We start from the raw sequence: 20,949 nt of genomic DNA, 5'->3' as shown, positions 1-20,949 counted from the left end.
CCCCCAGAACCGGGTCTTCCAGACTGCCCCGGTTCACTTGACAGAAGTCGTTACCCTTCAACAACTTGAGCGCATTCAGCCGCAACCAGCCCAACTGGCACGGCCCGTGCCTTTCAGAAGACCGAGGGGGACCCGCGTGGATCAGATGTTCAGCCCGTCCTCGCGTTCCACGTCCGGACCGAATCCCGGCCGCACGGTGCTGCTCGATCAGGCCGTCGACCTGATGGGCGTGTCGAAGCGGACGTTGTATTACTGGATTCGCGACGGCCGGCTGCAGACGATTCGCACGCGGTGCGGGTCGCAGCGTGTGTACCTCTCGTCGATTCGCGAATTTCTCGAGAACCAGTCGCGCGCCAGCGGCGAACCGGTGCCGGCCGAGATCATGGCGCGGTTGCAGTAGTGAACGAAGAGTGGCATGGGCGTCCCGCCCGTGCGGTTTGCGATGTTGAAGAGTGGCATGGGCGTCCCGCCCGTGCGGTTTTGGAGGACAGCATGTTCCGTCGCCTCCCCATCCTGAAGACGCTGGTCCTGGTCGTCGTCGCCCTCGCGCTCGGCGCGACCGGCCTTTATGCCGACGGCCCCGGCCACCGCGCCCGGTTGTCGCGCGACCTCGTCCAGCACCTCGCCGACCGCACCGCGCCGTCGATTGACGTCATTGTCACCGGCAACCGCGAGTCGATCGAGGCGCTCGCGGCCCGTCACGGCGCCGCCGCCACCCGGTGGCTCGAGCAGGGCGGCGTCCTTCGCGTCAGCCCCGACCAGCTCGACGCGCTGGCCGCCGACGCGGAGATCGACCACGTGTCGGGCGACGTCAAGGTCCACACCAACATGGCCGTCACCGCCCAGGCGATTGCCGCCGACCAGGTGTGGGCGGGGCTCGGGGGCCTTCGCGGCTACACCGGCCAGGGCGTGACCATTGCCGTCATCGACTCGGGCATCGCGCGCGTCCCGGCGCTGGCGCAGAAGATTGTCGCGAGCGTGGACTTCACCACCCGCCGCGGCGGGGCCGTTGACGAGTTCGGCCACGGCACGCACGTCGCCGGCATCATCGCCGCGCAGCCGCAGCAGGGCGAGTACAGCGGTGTCGCGCCCGGTGTCAGCCTCTTGAACCTGCGCGTTCTCGACGCCGAGGGGGCCGGCACCGTCAGCGACGTCATCGAAGCCATCGACTGGGCCGTCGCGCACCGCCGGCAGTTCAACATCCGCATCCTCAACCTGTCGCTCGGCCACCCCGTGATGGAATCGTCCGAGGACGACCCGCTCTGCCAGGCCGTCGCGCGCGCCGTCTCGCACGGCCTGGTCGTCGTCGCGGCGGCGGGGAATGTCGGCAAGACCGACGACGGGCGGATGGTGTTCGGGGCGATCGACTCGCCCGGCAACTCGCCGTATGCGATTACCGTGGGGGCGCTCAACACGAAGCAGACGCCCGTCCGGTCCGACGACGTGATGACCACCTACAGTTCGCGCGGGCCGACGATGTTCGACTACGTGATGAAGCCCGACCTGGTGGCGCCGGGCAACCGGATCGTGTCGCTCGAGGCGCCCGGGACGAGCATCATCGGCCAGTATCCCGACCTCGACGCGGGCGTGGTGGGCGACCAGCGTTACATGCAGATGAGCGGCACCAGCATGTCCACCGCCGTGGTGTCCGGGGCGGCGGCGCTTCTTCTCGAGGCGAACCCGCAGCTCGATCCGGTGAAGGTGAAGGTGGCGCTGCAGATGGGGGCGAGTTTCCTGCCGGCCGAGGGGATTGCGAGTTGCGGGGCGGGGAGTTTGAACGTGCTGACGTCCCTCAACATCGCGATCGGCGGTCCGAAGGCGAACGACGACGTGGTGATTGCCGGCGAGACCGTGTCGCCGAGCGGCCTGACGTTCTGGCGCGAGGACGACGTGACGACGGCGTCGCGGACCGTGTGGGGGAACCGCATCGTGTGGGGCAACCGGATTGTGTGGGGGAACCACATCGTCTGGGGGAACCACATCGTGTGGGGCAATCAGATCGTGTGGGGGAACGACGTGTCGCCGGACCGGATCGTGTGGGGGAACCGGATTGTGTGGGGCAACCGGATCGTGGAGGCCGACCGCATTGTGTGGGGGAACCGGATCGTGTGGGGCGATCGGATCGTGTGGGGGAACCACATTGTGTGGGGCAGCCGGATCGTGTGGGGGAACGAGCAGATCTGGGGCGACCGGATCGTGTGGGGCAATCGGATCGTCTGGGGCAACCACATCGTGTGGGGGTCCGACGCGGTGGACGCGAACCGGATCGTGTGGGGCAACCGCATTGTCTGGGGGAACCGAATTGTGTGGGGCAACCGGATCGTCTGGGGGAACACCGACCCGGTGGACGCCGACCGGATCGTGTGGGGCAACGGAGACGTCGTCGCGCCGGACAGGATCGTGTGGGGCAACCGGATCGTCTGGGGTAGCCGGATCGTTTGGGGCAGTTCGGACTCACCGTCCGCCGACAGAATCGTATGGGGCAGCCGCATCGTGTGGGGTAGCGGCCGTGCCACCACGGCCGACCGCATCGTTTGGGGTAGTCGAATCATCTGGGGAGAGTAGTCGCCAGACAGTGATGCAAATCGGATCCCAACCAGCGGCCGTTCGGCTTGAGCGAACGGCCGTTGCTGCTTTCTGGCACATGCAACGACGGCGGTGCCGCCGAGTCAGCAAATCCTCAGGCTTGGCGGCATCGAGTTGTCGGCCAGCCATTTCCCCCCCTCGTCCCGCGTTGAACGCGCAGTTGACAATTTGTCGAGCCGAGCCGCCGTAGCTTCCCGCGGTGAATTGGACGGCGTGCGGGTTAGCCCTCTGCGCGCGGCCGGGTGTCACCCCGACTCTCTGCGATCGTCATCGTCGAGTTGGAGGCTCGGTGAGAACCTCCCGATTTCACGCGGGATCGGACACGCTACCGCCGAGTCACTATGGGCGACTGTCCATCGGTAGGTGCACAAGTCGCGTACGGCTTGAATTGACCGCGATCCCCTCCTAGTACCAGCTCCGTATCCCGGTCGTTCCATTTGCTTCAACCAGTGGCGGCGGCGGAATCACCGTGGCGGAGACACCGCACTCGGGAGGTCATGCACACCCCTCCGGCCGTGGCACTGTCTGGTTGGGCCAACGTCGGATACAATCTCGGCGGCCGGTTCATTCCGAGCGGCACGAGGTGGCCCAGCATGGCTAGAAGGAAGGGACTGCGGCGTGAAGGCGCGGGCACCGAATCCAAGAGAGCCATTACCGTGATGCAACTCGGACCCGATCCTCGCCCACCGTCGGTTGAACGTGTGCGAAGCCGAACGCGCTTCACCGCTTCGCCGGCGTCCAACCCATGCACCGCTCAACCGGACGACGCAGACGCTTTCTCTCCCGGTCGGAACCGTTCCATTGGGAGTACGACTCGACGGCCGTCTGGCGTTGACCTCGTCACGCTGGCTCTGTACGCGCTCGGTGGCGCGGGAGTGAGGATTGACACTGAGGATGTAGCGAAGCGGGTGAGCGAGCTTGCCCCTGGACGGTTCGCGTGGCGGAGGTACCCCGATCAGATCAACCTCGAACTCGTCCGGGTCTCGCTGTCGGACGCAAAGAAGCCGGCGAATGGAGGAAACGTCATCGGGTCAGGCCACACAGGTTGGATGCTTACGCAGCGGGGGAGGGCCCGAGCCGCCCAGCTCGCCTCCGACGACTCGCCACCTAACGCCACCAGTCGGGTAGGCACGCTCGCGACCAAGCGGGAGCGAGGGGAACGTGCTTGGCTCTTCGGGCATCCCGCTCTGGAGATACTGCGGCGGAGCGGACCGAACGTACTCTCGGCCCGAGATCTCGAATCGCTCTTCCGGGTGGACGAGTACATCGTTGGGTGTGTTCGAGAGCGGCGGATCGCCCGCGTTCTGAACGCTGTTGCCGACGATCGTGGGCTCGTGGCGCTGCTCACCGAGGCCGCCGAGCAGGTCCGGGCGCTGAGAGGGAGGTAGAGTCATGGCTGCAGGGGATACGCCGGAGCTGTTTGTCGTCAGCCACGTCGGCCGCGATCTTCTCCAGAGCGCGGCGTTCTTTCGGAGCGAAGCGCTGGTCATCTGGGAGTACGTATCCAACGGCTTGCAGTACGTGGATCCCGGGAAGATCCCCGAGGTGAGGGTGCAACTCGAGGACCGACGAAGGACGATCCGTGTCTTAGATAACGGGCGGGGTATGGATTGGCTGGGTCTTCAGCACTTCTTCGTGATGCACGGTGAGAACCAGGACCGTCGGCAGGGCCGACCAGGCCGCGGAATGTTCGGAACGGGCAAGTCGGCGGCGTTTGGCATTGGCGAGACGCTGAGGGTGAGAACCGTAAGATGCGGCCGACGATCGGAGGTCGTGCTCCGACGCTGCGACGTCGAGACGATGGCCTCCGGGGATCCAATCCCGGTGCAGACGGTCGAAAAGGAAGTGGAGACCGGCGAGCCCAACGGCACGGAAGTAATCGTGGAAGGCCTTCGCCTAAGCCGCCTCGACCAGGCGAAGGTGGTCCGATACGTAGAACAACACCTCGCGCGCTGGCGGGACCGCGGGGCGCGGGTGTTCGTGAACAATCGGGCATGCGAGGTGATCGAGCCGGAGGTAAATTCGGAACACTCTTTCCGTCCCGAGCCCGCGGTTGCAGGACTGCTGGGCGATGTCGAGCTTCGAGTGCGGGTTGCACGGGCCCCGTTGGAGGAGGAATCGCGCGGCGTTGCCGTGTACTCGAACGGGAACTGGCACGAGAACACGCTCGCCGGAGCCGAAGGGAAAGAGTGCGCACAGTACATCTTCGGTGAGATCGACGTTCCGCGACTCGAGTCCGACTCGGCGCTTCCGCCAGCGTTCGACATGAGTCGGTCCATGCATTTGAACCCGGAGAATCGCGTCGTCCGCGCTCTGTACTCCTTCATTGGCCCCTGTATCGAGGGCGTTCGACGGCAGCTCGTGCGAGCGGACAGGGACCGACAAGCTACCGAAGAAGCAAAGAGACTGGCCCGGCAAGCTGACGAGATCGCGGACCTCCTCAATGAAGACTTCCGGGAGTTCCGGCGTCAGGTGGCAGCCGCCCGCGGCCGCTCCTCACCGGCGCCGGGACCGGACGGTGCCGCGCCCGGTGGTGCAGATGAGTTCCTGACACCCGGAGAATTGACATTTGGCACAGAGGTCAGCATCGAGGGCTCTCCCGGCGTTGACCGCGGACGTGGTGGACAGGGCGGATCGCCCCGTACCCTAGGCTCGGTCTTGGAGCGCGACCCTGCCGGAAGCCTCAGGGGGGATCCGGCCGTGCGGACCCGCGGGAGAGGGACGGGCGGAGGAATCAGAGTCAGGTTCGACGCGGTGGGCAAGAGCGAGCGGCGGGCGAAGTACGTCGAGGCGGAGCGGACTATCGTCGTGAACCTGGACCATCCTCAGATCGCTGCGGCCAAAGGCAGCGGGACGGCCGAACAGACTTCCTTTCGGCATCTGGCGATCGAAGTCGCGCTGACGGAATACGCCGTGGCGTTGGCCCAGTTATTAGCGGCGAGTGACGAACTTGTCGAGCCTAGCGAGGCGCTATTCCACGTCAGAGACACAATCGACCGGCTAAGCCGAAGGGCGGTTGTCTCGTTCAGGGACGCGATTCTCCCCGTCATGTAGTGACTGATGTCAATGGCAAGGTACCCCCGGCCCGGGAGGCGGATCGCGCCAGGCTCGCTCGCGGAGTACCTGACCGAGCCTGTTCCGGCGGCAGTGTTAGGCACAGCCGGTCCCTCTCTGCTGCTGAAGGACCTTGACGGATCGGTTTGGGACACGCTCGGTACTGCGGTCTGCCGACGCGCCGCGCGTGAGGTCGTCGCAGCCGTAAACCGTAGGATCGGGGTAGTTGGGAGCCTGCGGATTGTCGAACTTCCAGACTGGCTGGAATGGGACGACCTCGACCTGGGCGTCCGGGCGTACAACGCGCTCACATCACGTCGAAACCTGGCACGGCCAACGTGTCTTTGCGGTTGGCGGCTGACCGAACTAATGGACACGTGGGCCTTCGGGCCGAAGTCCCTCGTCGACCTTCTGACGGCCCTCGAAGACGCCACCGGGCTTGTGAGCGTCGTGGCACGGGAACAACATAACGGGGCTCCGGTGGGCGGAGAGGCACAGACGACCGACACACCTCAAACCAGTGCCGGCCCAGGCACAGAAGACCACCTGCGAACACGCTTGCCGTTGCGTGACGGCCGACTATGGGGAATTCCCGAGCGGCTTCAGTGGGAAGATCTCGACATCAGCGTCCGAATCGACAATGCACTGGTCATGGGTCGTAGGATGTCTCAGCCGGCGGCGCTGAATGGAATGTCCCTCAACGACCTGATGGGAACGAAGAACTTCGGCAGAACGTCGCTGCGCAATCTATTGGCGGCGCTGGAGACGGCGACCGGCCGGTCTTGCCTCGCAGGTGGGAGTGAACCGCTCCACAACTCGACCGAGGAACGACTCCCTCAGGGGCACGTCGGCCTCACTGTCGATGCGGAGGCCGACCGGCGCGCGAAACGGAGGAGCCTCGACGTGGCAGTCGAGTTCATGAGGCTCGAGCAGGTGCTCGGGCCAGAGGTGATCCGCGCGAGAGATCCCCGCTTCGGTTCATACTTGCGCGCGGCCGCACCCGGATGTTCGGACACGTCGATGTTGCTGGCGCTCGATCCCTCAACACTGGTGATGGAGGCTGGATACGAAGGAAGGCTGAAGGCGTTGAGCGGCCTTCGATCGGTAGTTGAAGGCGCCCGAAGGCTGCCTCTGCTCTCCGAGCTCGAGGCCATCGTCATGTCGTTCTCCACAGCGACTCACGGCAAGATCATCCTGCGGTTCTGGGGATGGGACGGGCGTGGCGGGACGACATTGCAGCAGGTCGCCGATGAGTACGGCATCAGTAGAGAGCGAGTCCGTCAGGTTGCCAGCAGAGCGAGAGGGCGCCTCGGAGCGGGAGGGCGGCTCTTTGCACCAGTCGCAGCCCGTGCTCTCGAGACCGCGCAGGGCATGGCGCCGACGACCGCGTCGACGTTGGCCAGCGCCCTAGCGGGCGAAGCGCTGATCCCATTCGATTCCGAGCTTCAGTTCCTCGGAGAACTGGCGGAGGCCCTCGGTCGGTCGGCTGTGATTCGGTTCGACGTTCCGTCAGGATGCTTCGTTTCGACGAAGGCTGGCGAGGGATCCGTACGCGAGGTGTCTCGGGAGGCTTCCCGCCTCGCCCGCAAGTACGGGACCGCCTGTGTGGAGGACGTGTACGACGCCTTGCGATCGCAACTCCCTGAGCCACCGCACCCTGAAGGCGTTTCCCGGTTTCTCCGCACGAGGTCTGATTTGCTCTGGCTGGACAATGATCATCGCTGGTTCTGCAAACGGGAGATCGATGGAAACCCAGTTCTCCGGCGGGTGCACAAGGTCGTAGCCGTGGCGGGACGCGTGCGGTTGTCCGAGCTCCGTGGCGGTGTGGCTAGAGACTACCGCCTCAGGACAGCCGTGCCGCCGAAGGCGATCCTACTCAAGCTGTGCAGCCTTGATCCATGTCTCAAAATCGAGGCAGAGGTTGTGGCGGGGCGGGAAGGGGCCGTGTTGCATCCCCTCCTGTCCCCCACAGAAAGGAATCTGTGGCGCGTGCTTCTCGACAATGGATCGGTAATGGAGCACGCACAACTCGAGCGCGCGTGGATCAGCAACGGTTTCGGCCGCCCGAGTCTGCAGGCGGCGCTGACGTACTCTCCCGTCGTAGTTCGGTACGCCCCGCAGGTTTATGGACTTCGAGGAGTTCCCATTCCACCAGGCGCGGTTGAGTCAGTTCAGCTACGTCGGAACACTCGGAAATCCCGGTACGTGTTGGATTCTGGCTGGACCGCAAATGGCGTACGGCTGGTATATCGCCTCTCTGAAGCCTCCGTGTCGAACGGGATTGTGGGGATCCCCGCGTCCTTCGCGCGATCTCTCGAGCGCGACTTTCGCCTAACTCGCCTCGGGAATCCAGTCGGCACCCTACGCTGCCGTGGCGCCCAAGGATGGGGCCTCGGCCCCCTGTTTCGGAGAGTGGGGGCCGAGGCCGGGGACACGCTCACGCTCGAGTTCGACCTGCAGAAGTCAGAGGCACAGGCATCTCTGGCGACCGAAGGTCCGGACGGGGGAGAAGGGCTCTTGAGTGCCTCGGCTCCGGTCCCTGGCGGAGACACGCTGTAGCCCTTCGAAGACTCGCGTCCCCGAAACCCCTGGCCGGCGGAACTACGCTCTCGCTCGAAAAGCCTGCTGTTGGCGAGGCTCCGGCCGTTGCGCGGGTCAGTAGGCTCGCACGATACCCTACGAGGTCAGTGAAGGTTCACCGTGGCAGGGCCGGAGGATCGCAACGAACACCCCGCAAGAACGCCCATCGACTCGGGTGGCACCGCGCCGACGGCCGGCGTCGTGCGCCCGGAGTCCGCGAACACCTCCTCGCGCACGGTGGCCGCTCTCGCCTTGTCCGGGTCGGTGGACACCTCCGGCGTGGTGGCCGGTGTTGGCGGCGGCCCCGCGCGTGGTCGGCTCCCGCGCTCCTGCACCGCAACGGCGGCCGCCTCCAGATACAGGCTCACCGTCTCGCGTCGAAGCCCCGTGGTTTCCTCAATTCGCCGAAGCGGCCAGTCCAATCGCCCTGGCGCCAGCACTTGGTGTCGTTTCTCGCGGTCCGATACGTTACTCATCGCCACGTAGGGAACACGCGCTCCCCCGCCGCCGTCAACGTCTCGGTCGTCGATGTGTGGTGGCCGGTTTTGAGGTGTCCATCAGTGGCCGGTTCTGGCTGTGTGCCCAGGCTGAAACCTGCAATGAGAGGTAAGGGAAAGGGTACTGGTGGATTGCGTGTACCTGCTGGAAATACTGTGCCTGAGCAGCCGAGGTACACGGGGGAGCGCCTACGGCGCGAGCCCCTCCGTTCAGTACGTGGTGCGCATTGTAGGTGCAGGCCCTAGATTCCGAGCCCTACGATCTTCGTCGCCTGGCGACTGCACGTTGCCTTGTCGCCCGCGGCTACTTCCCTACTGTCGTCTCCTCGCCCATGATGACCGTAACCTGGTGCCCAAGATCGCGGGCAACATTCAGGATTGGTGGATTGTACCTCGCTCGACGGCGTTCCAGATTCTTTCTCCGAGTGTTCCTTCGTCGAGAGCCTCTGCCAGCTCGGCAGGAGTAAGTACGCGAGGCAGTTCCGGGGCGAGCCAGTACCATCGATCCAGGCTGGGAATGAACTCGACGAAGGGCGTAACAGCCATCGGGACGATCCGGTCGAAGCGCGAGATGTCATAGTTCCGGCCGATGGGCCGTTCGCGGAGCCATCTCGCCTTTTCATCCACGGCGCTGAGCGCCGCATCGACTCTCGTCGTTCTGTATCTGATTGCTTTCGGGTCGCCTCGATCCACTGCCAGCGAGCGCCCGAAAGCTCGGCACTCGGCGATTACCAGTGTGCCGCCCACCGCGAAAGCCGCGTCGATCTGACGTTGCTGCCCGTCTACGGCTTTCAAACGCTTGTGCGTCAGTGGTGCGCCCTCTCTCCGGACAGCCTCTTCAAGCGCATCTCCCTTGAAGTTCTCGTTCGTCAGCGTAATGCCGTAGAACATGGTGTAGAACGTCTCGTACAACCAGGCGTAGTCAAGAAAGAACCGATTCTCCGCGACGGGAAGTATCAGGGCCGGCGGACCGCCAAGGAGGAGGTCAATAGGGGTACGATCCGGCGGAAGGGTTAGCAGTCGCAGGGTCCTCTCAACGTCCGTCTTCTCGACTCCGGTAACGTTCAGCCACTTGAGCCCACTCTGCAAGAATGTGCTCGTTTCCTCAACGATGTACTCCCACGTATATGGTCCCTCGTATGCCCTTTGAATATAGCGAATGACACGTTCCTGGCCCTCGCGCCATAGGTACATGACTCGAAGGAGCAGGGCTGCAATGACGGCCAACGCAGCCATGAGCGGAACGCCGTGCGCCTCTTGGAAGCCCTGCGAATATGGGGCGTGCGCACGGGCGAAAGCACGAACATCGAACGGAGTCCACAGAAAGTTGAAAGTCCCCCCGTCAGCCATGCGAAGCGGTCCTGCGAATGCCCGGGCGAGCCGAAAATACTGGTCACTGGGTACCTCGCGGACGTTGTATGAGGGGACGAGCAGAAACCCGCGAGGTTGGTCGTTGGCTATTACTGTCCCAGTCGCCGACGCCTCCATTCCCCCTGCACGACTGTCGTGGGACTCGAGTAGACGATTAAGTTGGTCGTCGCGACCGTCGTGAAACGCGAGAGCATCACCCGTGACAACAAGCCCCGTGCCTTTTCCTATCGCCCGCAGGGTTGCACCGCACCGCCAGATTTCAAACGCTAGTTTCTCTGCCTCCAGGGCTTCTTGGAGTTCGGCTCGTCCGAAGTCTGTGAGGACGAGCTGCCTGCGCCGTAACGCCCTCGCTATCGGTGTAGCGTACCGGGACTGCCGAATACGGCCTCGCAACACCGCTTCGAGTGGTACCTCCGTCGAAACGGCGATCCGACTGCAGGGCGACAGCTGAGCGTACTTTCGAAACGCGGCCTCAAGTGTGCGGCGAACTCACATGACGGTAGCCGGGGACTGGCCGGGCAAGCGCGGAGCGAGTCGTCGGTACACGTGCAGCCAATACGCAAGGCTCTGCGGCGCAACCATGGCCTTCAGCTCTTCCTCAACGCGGACGGCATATCCCTGAACGAGATCCAGTCCTGCGGTGGTGCCGTAGTGGCCGGGCGGAACGACCAACCAGTAGCTGGAGCGGACCGCGGGGGGCGATCCGTACTCGTACCCGCTCAGTTCGAGTTCAGTGAAGAGGCCATGGAAGACGACGGTGTAGTAATCGAGGGCAAGTCGCGGCGCAGCCTGACGCTTCTTCGTCATCTTGGTCTTGGGGCGTGGCCTGCGGCGACTCTTTGGCGACATAGGATCGGGCTTCTCGGCAGAAGGCGACACTAACATTATTTCGGCTGAGGATTCGGGTCAACACACCGTGGTCGCCCACCCAGTCCCGTCGTTGTGGCTGGATTTGTGGCTCTCGGTGTGGAAGAGGACCGGGAAGGGTGCGGAACCGCGTCGGCGGAGCGTGCCGGCTCGTGTCCAGTCCAGCGTGCCAAATGTGGCCGGTTTAGCCACCTCTGCTAACGAATCTGGCGAGTTTGGACAGGGCGCGAGCTACTGTCGCCCGCCATTCAACTGCACGGCGATTCCGCGCGAAATGATCGATAGCCGACTCTTTGGCTACCGTCGCGGAGCCTTCACCGGCGCAGTGTCCGATTTTCCCGGCGTCATCCGCGCGGCCGCTGGCGGCACGCTGTTCCTCGACGAGATCGGCGAACTCGGCCTCGACGTCCAGCCGAAACTCCTCCGCTTCCTCGAGTCGGGCGAGATCCAGCCGATCGGCGATGCCCGACCGCAGCACGTGGATGTTCGCGTGATCGCCTCCACCAACCGCGACCTCTCGCAGCTCGTCGCGTCGGGCGGCTTCAGGGAGGATCTCTTCTACCGCCTCAACGTCATGACCTTCCACATCCCGCCGCTCCGCGAGCGCCGCGAGGAAATCCCCCAGCTCGCCGAGCACTTCCTCCGTCAGGCGGCCGCCGACTTCGGCAAGGGCAGCCTCCGCCTCGCCCAGGAGACGGTCGAGTGCCTCCTCCTCTACTCCTGGCCCGGCAACGTGCGCCAGGTCGCCAACGAGATGCGCCGCCTCGCCGCGCTCGCCGACCCCGACACGCTGCTCCTGCCCGAACACCTCGACCCGGCCATCACCGCCGGCCCGCGCCCGGTCGTCGCCGCCGCGAAACGCGCGCTCACCCCGGCCGAACTCGTCGTCCGCCTCGACCAGCCCCATGCGGCGGTCATCGACCTCGTCGAGCGCGCCCACATCACCCACGCGCTCTCCGCCTCCGGCAACCGGATCGACGATGCCGCGAAGATGCTGGGCCTGTCGCGCAAGGGCCTCTACCTCAAACGCGAGAGGCTGGGCCTGCTGGAAGCCAGTCGAGCCGAACCCGACGCACGCTGATCCGCCTTCGCGGCGATGTGAATTAGCGCCGCTTCGGCGGGACAAGCCCGCCATTCCGCCTTGCCGCATCTCCGCGTTGCAGTTCGACTCGCCCTCCTCGTCCAGGACGGGTCGTCCCCCCTACCTGCCGACCCGCCGCCGGCAACGATCGAAGTACGTCGGCGGCGCGGCTGCCAGAACCACTCCGACTGGGCTCCTCGGTTTCTCACACATGTGGCTGCACCTGAAGGGCCTGCGCCTGGGCCTCGCGTGGCAGGCCTGGGAAGACCGGGCGCACGCCCCTCGTTCCGCCTCTCGTTCCTTGACAGGGGCGTCCGCGCGAAGATAATCAGCTGGACACCTCGAGCCCTCGAACCCCGTTCGCGAGTTTGCGGCGGTGTGCCGCTCTATTCGACTCGCCACAAGACATCCTGCGAACACGGCCCGTTGAGGTCATCGTCCAGTGAACCCGATGCCGGTCCGTCGACGTTCCCCCGAGGGGGGCGTCGAGGCCGCACCCCTCGACCAGGGAGAACTGCACATGCCGGACGCGGCCGCACCGGAAACCCAGACGCCGCATACCGCCATCCTGGTGGTCGGCGATTGGTTCATCGACGAGACCTGGACGCTCAGCCCGCTGAACCTCCACCACAGCTCGCAGCCGGGCGAGCACCACTACGAGGTCCGTCACGACCGGCCCCTGGTGCGCCAGACGTCGCCCTGCGGAGCGTCGATCGTCTACAGAGCGCTCAGAAACGTGCCAGGCCACACATGCTTTGGCGTCGGCGCGTGGAACCCCGCCGACGAGGAGGTATTTCCGTGCGCGCTCTGCCCCGCGGAGCGGTCCTACTCACGACTATCGCACCTGAACCTCCGCGGCCTCGCTCCGGCGCCGGGGCGAGGCCGCGGGCTGTGCTCCCAGCAAGACGCGACGACGGATGACTGCGAGTGGACGTTCGGGGATACGCTCGCCAACCTGGCGTCGAGTGACACCGTCCCGACCAACCGGATCATCCGGTGCGAGTCCGATTCGGATACCGACCCGGGCCGGGTGCTCTATCGAATCGACTGGGAAAGCGATCTGTCGCAGTCGGGCAAATTCGGCTACGGGAGTCTGACGGAGAAGACGAAGGGGAAGACGATCGCGGCCGTCGTGATCGTGGACCACGGCAAGGGCGTCATGCGGAAGGAGACCATTCGCGCGATCCTCGAGCTCGACGGCGCACCGAAGGCGCGCTGGTTCATCCGGAGCAAGATGGAAGACCCAGCCTGGATGAAGGCCTTGCCGCAGGATCTGGACCTGGAACTCGTCGTGATCGATTTCAAGCTGGCCGACCACTTGAAGCCCGGCCGGGAATGGTGGCACGGCCCGAATCTCGGCCGGGCGGGCCTGGAACTCCTGGGTGAGCTCACTCGGACCTTCTGGTACAGGGAGGATTCCCCGGAGGGTCCCGCGGCCAACCCGACAACTGCTGGACCACAGGCATGCCTTCCCGCCCCGAAGCACGCGGTCGTGCTCTGCGACGACAACAAGCTGTTTGCCCTGGAGCTTGTTGGCGACGGAAACCCTTCTGCTCACATGCGGCGCCGACGGGCGCAAGGACGCGCGAAGCACCGCTGTCACCTGGTGGATTTGGACCGGGCGAAGCAGCGAGCCAACACCGGCAGGACGTCGGTCCTGTTTGCCAGCCTCGTGGCGCAGCGGCTCCAGTCGGGTCCCGACGCGTTTGGCCTGCAGTGTCAGCGGGCGCTCGCGGTAGCCTACGAATGGACCGAGGCGTCCAGTGGCAGCGGCCGCAGGCCGCACGGCATGATTCTGTCCAACGTCTCGCTTCCGGGGAACCACCCACTCCCTGCGCCGCCGCCTCCCAAGAATTACGACGACCTGTGGCGGGCCTGGATTGCCTCCTCGTCGGGGATCGGTACCGTCCGCAATAATAAGCTCCAGCTCTGGCGCGCGGAAGGGAGCCTCAAGAAGTACATCTGCGTCGGCAGCCCCAAGCGCACGGCGATCAACAGGCTGGTCTGGTCCGTGGGCACGTTCAAGCGCGACCCGGATCCGGCCCGGCCGTTGAGCTGTCTGGTGACCGGCGCTCCCGGCTGGGGCAAGACGTTCCTCGCCAAGTGCCTGGCCGATCGTTTCGGCATGGAGTTCGTCGAGTTCTCGATGGCCCAGATGGCGAGCAGCGAAGAGGTGATCGACTGCCTGACGGCGATCGCAGCCATCCTGAGCCGAACGGAGAGGCGGACGCTGGTATTCGTCGACGAAATCAACGCGCCCATCCAGGGATTCGACGCCATACCGCTGTTTCTCGGTCCCCTCTGGGACGGCCACTTCATGAAGGACGGGCACTCACATCGCCTCAAGCGCTGCGCCTGGGTCTTTGCCTCCACCAGCAGCCTGAAGGACATGGTGGGCGGGGACAAGCCGACGACGAAGGGCTCCGACTTCGTATCCCGGCTGAACGGCCCGATTCTCGATCTCACGGAGCTCTCCGGCGGGCCTTCGCGTGACGCGATCGCGGAGGAGCTCGGCAAGGCCGATTTCGGCGAGGACCTTGCCGCGTACAGACTGATCGGCAGGCCGGGGATTCTGGAGCGGCTCGAGAAGGCGGACGCGCCGCTCAGGACCGAGCAGGTGTATTCGATGCTCTCCCTGCTCGACCGGCCGGACCGGCCGATCCGCACGATTCAGCGGGCCGTCCTCCAGCTGTTCCACGACATGGTGCCGGTGAACGGGTTCCGCAGCATGGAGATCCTGGCGGCCCGTTTCGAGGAAGTGCGCGGCGATTGCATCCTCGTCTCGAACGTCCCGCGGTTCGAGGAATCTGCGGAGCTCAGGCGCCACGTGCTCGTTCCGCTCGAGTGGCTGGATCCGGAGGAGCGACGGAAGAAGGGCGAGAAGCGCCGTTTCGTCGTCATCGAGCGCACGCCGCACCCTTGAGGATGGCAACGACCGGTCTCTCGCGGAACCTCGCCTTCCGGAGGGCCGCTCTCCACCGCTGGCGGTCGATCCAAGAACGGCCCATCAATTGGGGAAGCTCACGATCGGCTCGGTTGCTGGCGCCGCTCGCAGGCGCCGCCACTCGCTCGTGCGGCAGCCTCCGTTGGATCACGGCAATGGAACAGCCGCTGGCCACCCCGCCCCGCGCAGGTCATCGCACGTGCGCATGAACGCCGGCGTGACCACACCCGAGGGTGCCGGCCCGCCGCTCGGTCGCTGCTTCCTCGCCGCGCTCTGCCGCCTCCGCCGCCGCCAGGAGGACATCACCACCTACCCGGAGCGCACGACGATGGCCGGCGTGGACGACAAGCTCCGACTGCTCGCCGCGTACCTGCGCCTGGCCGCCGCGCTGTACATCGATTTCTCGCGCGCCCACGTCACAAACGCGCTCTCGGTCTCCGGCAACCGGATGGACGAAGCCGCGAAACTCCTGGGCCTGTCGCGCAAGGGCCTCTACCTCAAACGCGAGAGGCTCGGACTCCTGGAGACAAGTCGCTCCCAGCCCGACGCCGGCTGACACGGCGCCGCCACAACGCGCCATCACGCGACCGCCGCGATGGTCACGCGCGGTTCGGTGATGCCCTCGGCCGCGCCCGGGATGTTGTTCGCCCTGCCCGACCCCGCGACAAGGCAGGTGGCGTCCGATGACCCGCCCCTGGCCGTCGACGCGGACATGAGGCCGACCTGACGCCTGGGCCCAATGACCGGGCGGAGCCGGCAACGACAGCGGGCGAACGGTTGATCCCAACATTGCCGAGTTGGGCCGTGATTTGCAGCCAGCGCGGCGCCGGCTGCGTGCCAGCCGGAAGGAGGGACCTGTGACACCACGATTTTGGCTGTCTGTGTGCATGTGCCTGTTCGCCGCCCGCGCCGGAACCGCCGGGCCACTCTTCTACGTCACCAACGCCGCCGGCACCCCACAGTGGGGGACGTGGGCGCTCACGGATTCCTATGTCCAAGACACGGCATGGGGACACAGCCGGGCCGATTCAGTGGTCGACTTGTCCACCGGCGAGATCAAACTGAAAGTGCAGACAATCTCCTGCGAAATTGAATACCAGGCAGCCGCCACAGGCGAGCCCGACACACCCGAGATAGGCGACCACGGTGCCGCCGCACGTCGCCGCCGCGACCACGCAGGGTGCCGCGCAGTTTTACACGGCTCTCCTGATCCTCTTCTTCATGCAACTGCTCCAGCTCTTGGCCAGACCAATACGGCCCTGATCGTCGACATGGTTCTCAACGAAGGTGTCCTTGCCGAATTGGCCGGTCCGGCTGAGGAACCACAACCGAGAGACCTCTCCCAGCCGCCGATGTCGTTGGCGCCCGTCAGCGGAGAGAACTTGCGCGCGAGCACGTCCTGGGTGAGCACGGTGAATCCCGAGTCCTCCTTCTGCAGGCGCGCGATCTCCTGTCGCGCCGTAACCTCCTGCAACGCCACGCGAGGGCTGAGAACCTCGGAGACGACGCCGGGCTGAACGACGCGGGTGCCACCACGCGCTCCGCGTTGTTCGGCAGGATGGCGTCGTCGGTCGGCATGATCACGATCCCGGCAAACACGTGCATGGCCGCCTTGCCGACGTGGATCGTCAGGGCTGGCGCCGCACGGCTCGCGTCGCTCGTCCCCTTCGGCACGAAGACGAAGTGCACCCCGACACCCACGCCGATGGCGTCGTCTTTCTCCTGGAACCGATACCGGAACACCAGGCCCGTCGAGAGCGACGGCCGCCAGTAACATCGCGCGGGATTTCCGCATTCGACACCTCCAGTCTTCACGCTCACCGCGGAATGGCAGAGCGTGGGGGTCGGCGAACGTGCCGAGCCTTCGCCGGATCCGACGGACACGCCTGGCGGTTTCGCACGAGAACCGTGCGACAGGACGCCCGCGGTCATCAGACCGCGGACAACGCGGACAATCTCTCCAGGAGAGAGTTCTGGACTGGGAGAGGTTTCTGGACCGGTCGCACCGGCGCCGGTCGCACGGGAGGGGTTCGGCCGCGCGGGGACGCCCCTCCCCCGCTACTTGACGACGGGACTCACAGACGCGGCCTTGATCGGGTCGAGGATCCCCCTGTCCACCCAATAGATGTTCCCATCGTCTCCGCAGAAGAACAGGTACTGGCCGTCCGGCGACAGCGAGGGAAACCTCGCCTGGATCTCACTGACCCTCCGGGGAGCCGACCACGTGCCGTCACTCCGCTTGAAGCTGACGTGGATGTGCAGAACTTCCTTGTCGCTGACGAGCGGACGGTTCGAGGCGAACAGCAGGAAGGAACCATCCGGCGACACGTAGGGCGTGTAGTCGATGGCCTTCGGAACGTTGATCGCGCCGTCCAACGGCGTGACGTCCGAGTAGCCGCCGGCCGAGTACCGCGCCTCGAAGATTCCGGTGTTCCAGATCTTCGTGTCCATCGCCGCGGAGAAGTAGGCCCGGCCCGACGTGGTGAACGAAGAACTCCCGTTCGCCATGGGGCCGTCATCGCGGGGGGCGCTCCATCCCGCCTCCGTTCTCTCGACGTACCGGGCAACCCAGCCGTCACCGGTATTGCGACGGAAGTACAGCCTCTTCCCGTCGGGCGAGAACACGGCCCCCTGCGTGTCCCCGTCCCTGGCAAAGGGCGGCGGCTGCGGGTCCGACCATCTCCCGTCGACCTTCCTGACCGACAGGATGTGCGTTGAAAACGCCTTCATGTCGACGGTATTCCAGAACATCTCCCGGAGGTCGGGGGAGATTTCCAGGCGGCTGTGGATGTTTCCCCTGGAGATGATCCCCGGGGCGAACACGGCCGGCGTGGTCCCGGGAGGCCGTTGGCCCAGGTAGGGCCCCGCCTCGGGCGTGGTTTGAGATCGGCCGTTCGAAGCCACGGCCAGCAGGATCAGGAAGAGCAGCGCCGACTTCTTCATTCGATGTTCCTCGCGTGCGGGAACGTCCTCGTGCGTCGATTCGCGGTGACGCCCGGACGTCGCGGCAGGTGGCCTGTTCTGCTGGAAGCGTGCCCTTCCCGCCGCCCGGACGCAACTGGGATGGGACGGGGCCGGGACAAAGCGGGACGAAGGCGGGGTTTCGCGGGTCCGGACCGCGCCGCGGAAGCCCACGCGATTCCGGAGGACGTTCGTCCGCCGCTCCGGCGGCAGGGCCTGCCATCGGCGGATCGTCTCGTCGAACCCGCGCATGCGCGCTCAGCTTCGCCAGGTTGCGCGGCGCCCGCGTTGCCAATCAGGACGGCGTTCAACCCGACCTCCAGCAACGGCCGTCCGATCTCGACGAGGAGCGATGTCGCGTCCATGTCCAGGTCAGCATGACGAAGGTCGGTCCCGGGCGGCGGCGCTCGAAGCCCCCAGATGGTAAGATAAGCGCCTTTCTCAGCCAAGACCCACCATGCAGCACATCCCCACACGCCAGGCCGCCGTTCTCCTCGTCCTTCTGCTCCTCGGTGTCTCCGGCCAGTCGCGGGTCGCGGCCGCCGGGGCCGGTGAGTGGACCAGCGTCGGGCCCCAAGGCGGACGCATCTATGCCCTCGCCATCGACCCGGCCACGCCGACCACGCTCTATGCGGGAACGCTTGCCGGCGGCGTGTTCAAGAGCACGAACGGCGGCGCGACCTGGAGCGCGGTCAACACCGGCCTCACCAAGCTCTCGGTAGCCGCCCTGGCGATCGACCCGGCGACGCCGGCCACGATCTATGCCGGCACGCTGGGCGGCGGCGTGTTCAAGAGCACGAACGGCGGCGGGGCCTGGAACGCGGCCAACACCGGCCTCACCAGTACGACCGATGCCAGCATCCTGTTGATTGACCCGGCAACCCCGACCACCGTCTATGCGGCGACAGGCGGCGGTGTCTACAAGAGCACGAACGGCGGGGGGCAGTGGGGCGCGATCAACACCGGCCTGCCAGTGAATCCCTACGCCTACGCGCTGGCGATCGACCCGGCGACGCCGGCTACGCTCTATGCGGCGACGCTTGGCGGCGGCGTGTTCACGAGCACGAACGGTGGGGGAACGTGGAGCGCGGCCGGCACTGGCCTGGTCGCTACCTCTGTCTCGGCGCTGGCCATCGACTCGGCCACGCCGGCCACGGTCTATGCGGGGACGTCTGCCGGACAGGTGTACAAGACCACGAACGCCGGGGGAACCTGGGCCGCGGCCAGCACCGGCCTGACGCCGTTCTACGCCGTTCAGACCCTGGCGATCGATCCGACGACGCCGGCGACGCTCTACGCGGGAACGCGCGACCGCGGCGTGTTCACGAGCACGAACGGCGGCGGAGCATGGACCGCGGTCAACACCGGCCTGACCGACACCGACGTCCTCTCCCTGGCGATCGATCCGACGACGCCAACCACGCTCTATGCGGGGACGGCCCACGACGGCGTGTTCAAGAGCACGAACGGCGGCGGGACGTGGAGCGCCGTCACCGCCGGCCTGACCGCCAGCGTGGTGTCGGGTGTGTCGATCGATCCATCGACGCCGGGCCTCCTGTATGCGGTGAGGACGGACCCGGCGGGGGGGTGGGGCGCCGTGTTCAAGAGCGCGGACGCCGGAGCGAACTGGAGCGCGCTCAACACGGGCCCGGCCAGTCAGTCGGTCAACGCCCTGGCAATTGACCCGGCGACGCCGGCCACCCTCTATGTCGGGACGACCTTCGACAGCGTGCGCAAGAGCACGGACGGCGGGGCCACGTGGAGCGCCGCCAGAACCGGCCTGCCCAATTCCCAGATCAAGTACCTGGCGATCGATCCGGCGACGCCGGCCACCCTCTATGCGGCCCCGTCGAGCGGCGGCGTGTACAAGACCACGAATGGCGGGGCGAACTGGGGCGCTCTCAATACCGGCCCGACCACCCTCTGGGTGTCCGCCCTCGCGATCGATCCGGTCACGCCGGCCACGATCTACGTGGCGACGAGCGGCAACCTGGTCAAGAGCACGGACGGCGGCGCAACGTGGAACGCCGCCAGCACGGGCATGACCAACACCTCAATTTTCACGCTGGCGATCGACCCGGTCACGCCGGCCACCGTCTATGCGGGGACCAATGGCGGCGTGTTCAAGACCACCAACGGCGGCGGGGCCTGGAGCGCGGTCAACTCCGGCCTGACCAATCTCTTCGTTCGAGCCCTCGCGATCGACCCGCTGGGGCCGACCACCCTCATTGCGGCGGCCTTCAACGGCGGGGTGTTCAAGAGCACGAACGGCGGCGGAACCTGGAGCGCGGCGAACGCCGGCCTGACCAATGCCGATGTTCGTGCCCTGGCGATCGCTCCGGCGACGCCGACCACGCTCTATGCGGGAACATCCGGTAGCGGCGCGTTCGCCCTGGTCCTGCCCCCGAGGCCGACGATCGCCTGGGCGCCGCCCTCGGCGATTGTCTACGGGACGGCGCTCTCGGCGACACAACTGAATGCGACCGCGAGCAGCGGCGGATCCGCCGTGGCCGGCACGTTCGTGTACGCGCCGGCGGCGGGAACGGTGCTCACGGTGGGCACGCACACGCTGCTGACGATGTTCACGCCCACCGACACGGCCAGCTACTCGAGCGCCACCAGGGCCGTGACCATCGTCGTCGCGAACTCGCCGGGCGCCCCGACGTTCACCGACGATCCGCTGACGGCGGGATCGACGACGGTGAAGGGCGCGCACATCGCCGAACTGCGCCAGGCCATCGATGCGCTGCGAGCGCGGGCCCCGCTGGGCGCATTCGCCTGGACCGATGCCGCGCTCGTCGCGGGGGGCACGGCGGTCAAGGCGGCGCACGTGACGGAATTGCGGACGGCATTGAACGCCGTGTACTCGGCGGCGAGTCACCCGCCGCCGACCTACACGCACGCCGCCGTGACGGGCGGCGCCACGGTCGTCACCGCGGTGGACATCGCAGAGCTGCGGGCCGCGGTGCTGGCAGTCTGGTAGCCGGGCGGATCGGCCCGGCGCCCCT

The 20,949-nt window shown here is 66.1% G+C and carries 15 protein-coding genes and 1 pseudogene; 11 read left to right on the top strand and 5 right to left on the bottom strand.

What is annotated here, in order from left to right; genetic code table 11:
- Positions 1–145: 145 nt before the first annotated feature.
- From VGK32_15105 to VGK32_15085, 5 genes are all read left to right on the top strand, one after another.
- A complete protein-coding gene (locus VGK32_15105) occupies positions 146–400 on the top strand; it encodes a helix-turn-helix domain-containing protein (protein ID HEY3383097.1) in 255 nt (84 codons plus the stop codon).
- Positions 401–492: 92 nt separating this feature from the next.
- Entirely contained in the window at positions 493–2,565 is a 2,073-nt protein-coding gene (locus VGK32_15100; protein ID HEY3383096.1) for a S8 family peptidase, read from the top strand.
- 929 nt (positions 2,566–3,494) lie between these two features.
- Positions 3,495–3,974: a hypothetical protein gene (locus VGK32_15095; protein ID HEY3383095.1), complete on the top strand. Its 480-nt coding sequence runs from the start codon at positions 3,495–3,497 to the stop codon at positions 3,972–3,974.
- Between the two features lie 4 nt (positions 3,975–3,978).
- Positions 3,979–5,640, top strand: a complete 1,662-nt coding sequence (locus VGK32_15090) for an ATP-binding protein (protein ID HEY3383094.1) — start codon at positions 3,979–3,981, stop codon at positions 5,638–5,640.
- Positions 5,641–5,652: 12 nt separating this feature from the next.
- Positions 5,653–8,199, top strand: coding sequence for a sigma factor-like helix-turn-helix DNA-binding protein (locus VGK32_15085; protein ID HEY3383093.1), 2,547 nt, complete (start codon positions 5,653–5,655; stop codon positions 8,197–8,199).
- A gap of 278 nt (positions 8,200–8,477) precedes the next feature.
- On the opposite strand, the pseudogene VGK32_15080 reads toward VGK32_15085, so the two are convergent.
- From VGK32_15080 to VGK32_15070, 3 genes and pseudogenes are all read right to left on the bottom strand, one after another.
- A pseudogene (locus tag VGK32_15080) lies at positions 8,478–8,696 on the bottom strand (IS21 family transposase).
- 393 nt (positions 8,697–9,089) lie between these two features.
- Positions 9,090–9,953 (bottom strand): hypothetical protein, encoded by an 864-nt coding sequence (locus VGK32_15075; protein ID HEY3383092.1) that lies wholly within the window; start codon positions 9,951–9,953, stop codon positions 9,090–9,092.
- Between the two features lie 624 nt (positions 9,954–10,577).
- Entirely contained in the window at positions 10,578–10,895 is a 318-nt protein-coding gene (locus VGK32_15070) for a hypothetical protein (protein HEY3383091.1), read from the bottom strand.
- A 109-nt stretch (positions 10,896–11,004) separates the two neighbouring features.
- On the opposite strand from VGK32_15070, the gene VGK32_15065 reads away from it, so the two are divergent.
- The 3 genes from VGK32_15065 (at position 11,005) to VGK32_15055 (ending at position 15,536) form a co-directional block, all read left to right on the top strand.
- Positions 11,005–12,036, top strand: a complete 1,032-nt coding sequence (locus VGK32_15065) for a sigma 54-interacting transcriptional regulator (protein HEY3383090.1) — start codon at positions 11,005–11,007, stop codon at positions 12,034–12,036.
- Positions 12,037–12,487: 451 nt separating this feature from the next.
- Entirely contained in the window at positions 12,488–14,959 is a 2,472-nt protein-coding gene (locus VGK32_15060) for an AAA family ATPase (GenBank protein HEY3383089.1), read from the top strand.
- 226 nt (positions 14,960–15,185) lie between these two features.
- Entirely contained in the window at positions 15,186–15,536 is a 351-nt protein-coding gene (locus VGK32_15055; protein HEY3383088.1) for a helix-turn-helix domain-containing protein, read from the top strand.
- A gap of 23 nt (positions 15,537–15,559) precedes the next feature.
- Here the strand turns inward: VGK32_15055 and VGK32_15050 are convergent, their stop codons facing one another.
- Positions 15,560–15,694: a hypothetical protein gene (locus VGK32_15050; GenBank protein ID HEY3383087.1), complete on the bottom strand. Its 135-nt coding sequence runs from the start codon at positions 15,692–15,694 to the stop codon at positions 15,560–15,562.
- 143 nt (positions 15,695–15,837) lie between these two features.
- Here VGK32_15050 and VGK32_15045 point away from each other — a divergent pair, with 143 nt between their 5' ends.
- Positions 15,838–16,497, top strand: a complete 660-nt coding sequence (locus tag VGK32_15045) for a hypothetical protein (protein HEY3383086.1) — start codon at positions 15,838–15,840, stop codon at positions 16,495–16,497.
- Positions 16,498–16,556: 59 nt separating this feature from the next.
- Complete coding sequence (locus VGK32_15040) at positions 16,557–16,754, top strand: hypothetical protein (GenBank protein HEY3383085.1); 198 nt, start codon at positions 16,557–16,559, stop codon at positions 16,752–16,754.
- A 284-nt stretch (positions 16,755–17,038) separates the two neighbouring features.
- Here the strand turns inward: VGK32_15040 and VGK32_15035 are convergent, their stop codons facing one another.
- Positions 17,039–17,923 carry a hypothetical protein gene (locus VGK32_15035; protein ID HEY3383084.1) on the bottom strand — a complete coding sequence of 295 codons (885 nt, stop codon included), beginning with the start codon at positions 17,921–17,923 and terminating at the stop codon, positions 17,039–17,041.
- A gap of 475 nt (positions 17,924–18,398) precedes the next feature.
- Here VGK32_15035 and VGK32_15030 point away from each other — a divergent pair, with 475 nt between their 5' ends.
- A complete protein-coding gene (locus tag VGK32_15030) occupies positions 18,399–20,924 on the top strand; it encodes a hypothetical protein (GenBank protein HEY3383083.1) in 2,526 nt (841 codons plus the stop codon).
- Positions 20,925–20,949 lie beyond the last annotated feature (25 nt).

This window comes from Vicinamibacterales bacterium (assembly GCA_036504215.1).
Taxonomy (GTDB): Bacteria; Acidobacteriota; Vicinamibacteria; order Vicinamibacterales; family Fen-181; genus FEN-299.
The sequence above is the reverse complement of the archived record's forward strand: the minus strand, read 5'-3'. Positions and strand labels throughout refer to the sequence as shown.

Excerpts from the sequence above, each read along its gene's own strand:
- VGK32_15105 (HEY3383097.1), top strand. The coding sequence starts at position 146 with ATGTTCAGCCCGTCCTCGCGTTCCACGTCCGGACCGAATCCCGGCCGC.
- VGK32_15100 (HEY3383096.1), top strand. The coding sequence starts at position 493 with ATGTTCCGTCGCCTCCCCATCCTGAAGACGCTGGTCCTGGTCGTCGTC.
- VGK32_15090 (HEY3383094.1), top strand. The coding sequence starts at position 3,979 with ATGGCTGCAGGGGATACGCCGGAGCTGTTTGTCGTCAGCCACGTCGGC.
- VGK32_15085 (HEY3383093.1), top strand. The coding sequence starts at position 5,653 with ATGGCAAGGTACCCCCGGCCCGGGAGGCGGATCGCGCCAGGCTCGCTC.
- VGK32_15075 (HEY3383092.1), bottom strand. The coding sequence starts at position 9,953 with ATGGCTGCGTTGGCCGTCATTGCAGCCCTGCTCCTTCGAGTCATGTAC.
- VGK32_15070 (HEY3383091.1), bottom strand. The coding sequence starts at position 10,895 with ATGACGAAGAAGCGTCAGGCTGCGCCGCGACTTGCCCTCGATTACTAC.
- VGK32_15060 (HEY3383089.1), top strand. The coding sequence starts at position 12,488 with ATGCCGGTCCGTCGACGTTCCCCCGAGGGGGGCGTCGAGGCCGCACCC.
- VGK32_15055 (HEY3383088.1), top strand. The coding sequence starts at position 15,186 with ATGAACGCCGGCGTGACCACACCCGAGGGTGCCGGCCCGCCGCTCGGT.
- VGK32_15050 (HEY3383087.1), bottom strand. The coding sequence starts at position 15,694 with ATGTCCGCGTCGACGGCCAGGGGCGGGTCATCGGACGCCACCTGCCTT.
- VGK32_15040 (HEY3383085.1), top strand. The coding sequence starts at position 16,557 with ATGATCACGATCCCGGCAAACACGTGCATGGCCGCCTTGCCGACGTGG.
- VGK32_15035 (HEY3383084.1), bottom strand. The coding sequence starts at position 17,923 with ATGAAGAAGTCGGCGCTGCTCTTCCTGATCCTGCTGGCCGTGGCTTCG.
- VGK32_15030 (HEY3383083.1), top strand. The coding sequence starts at position 18,399 with ATGCAGCACATCCCCACACGCCAGGCCGCCGTTCTCCTCGTCCTTCTG.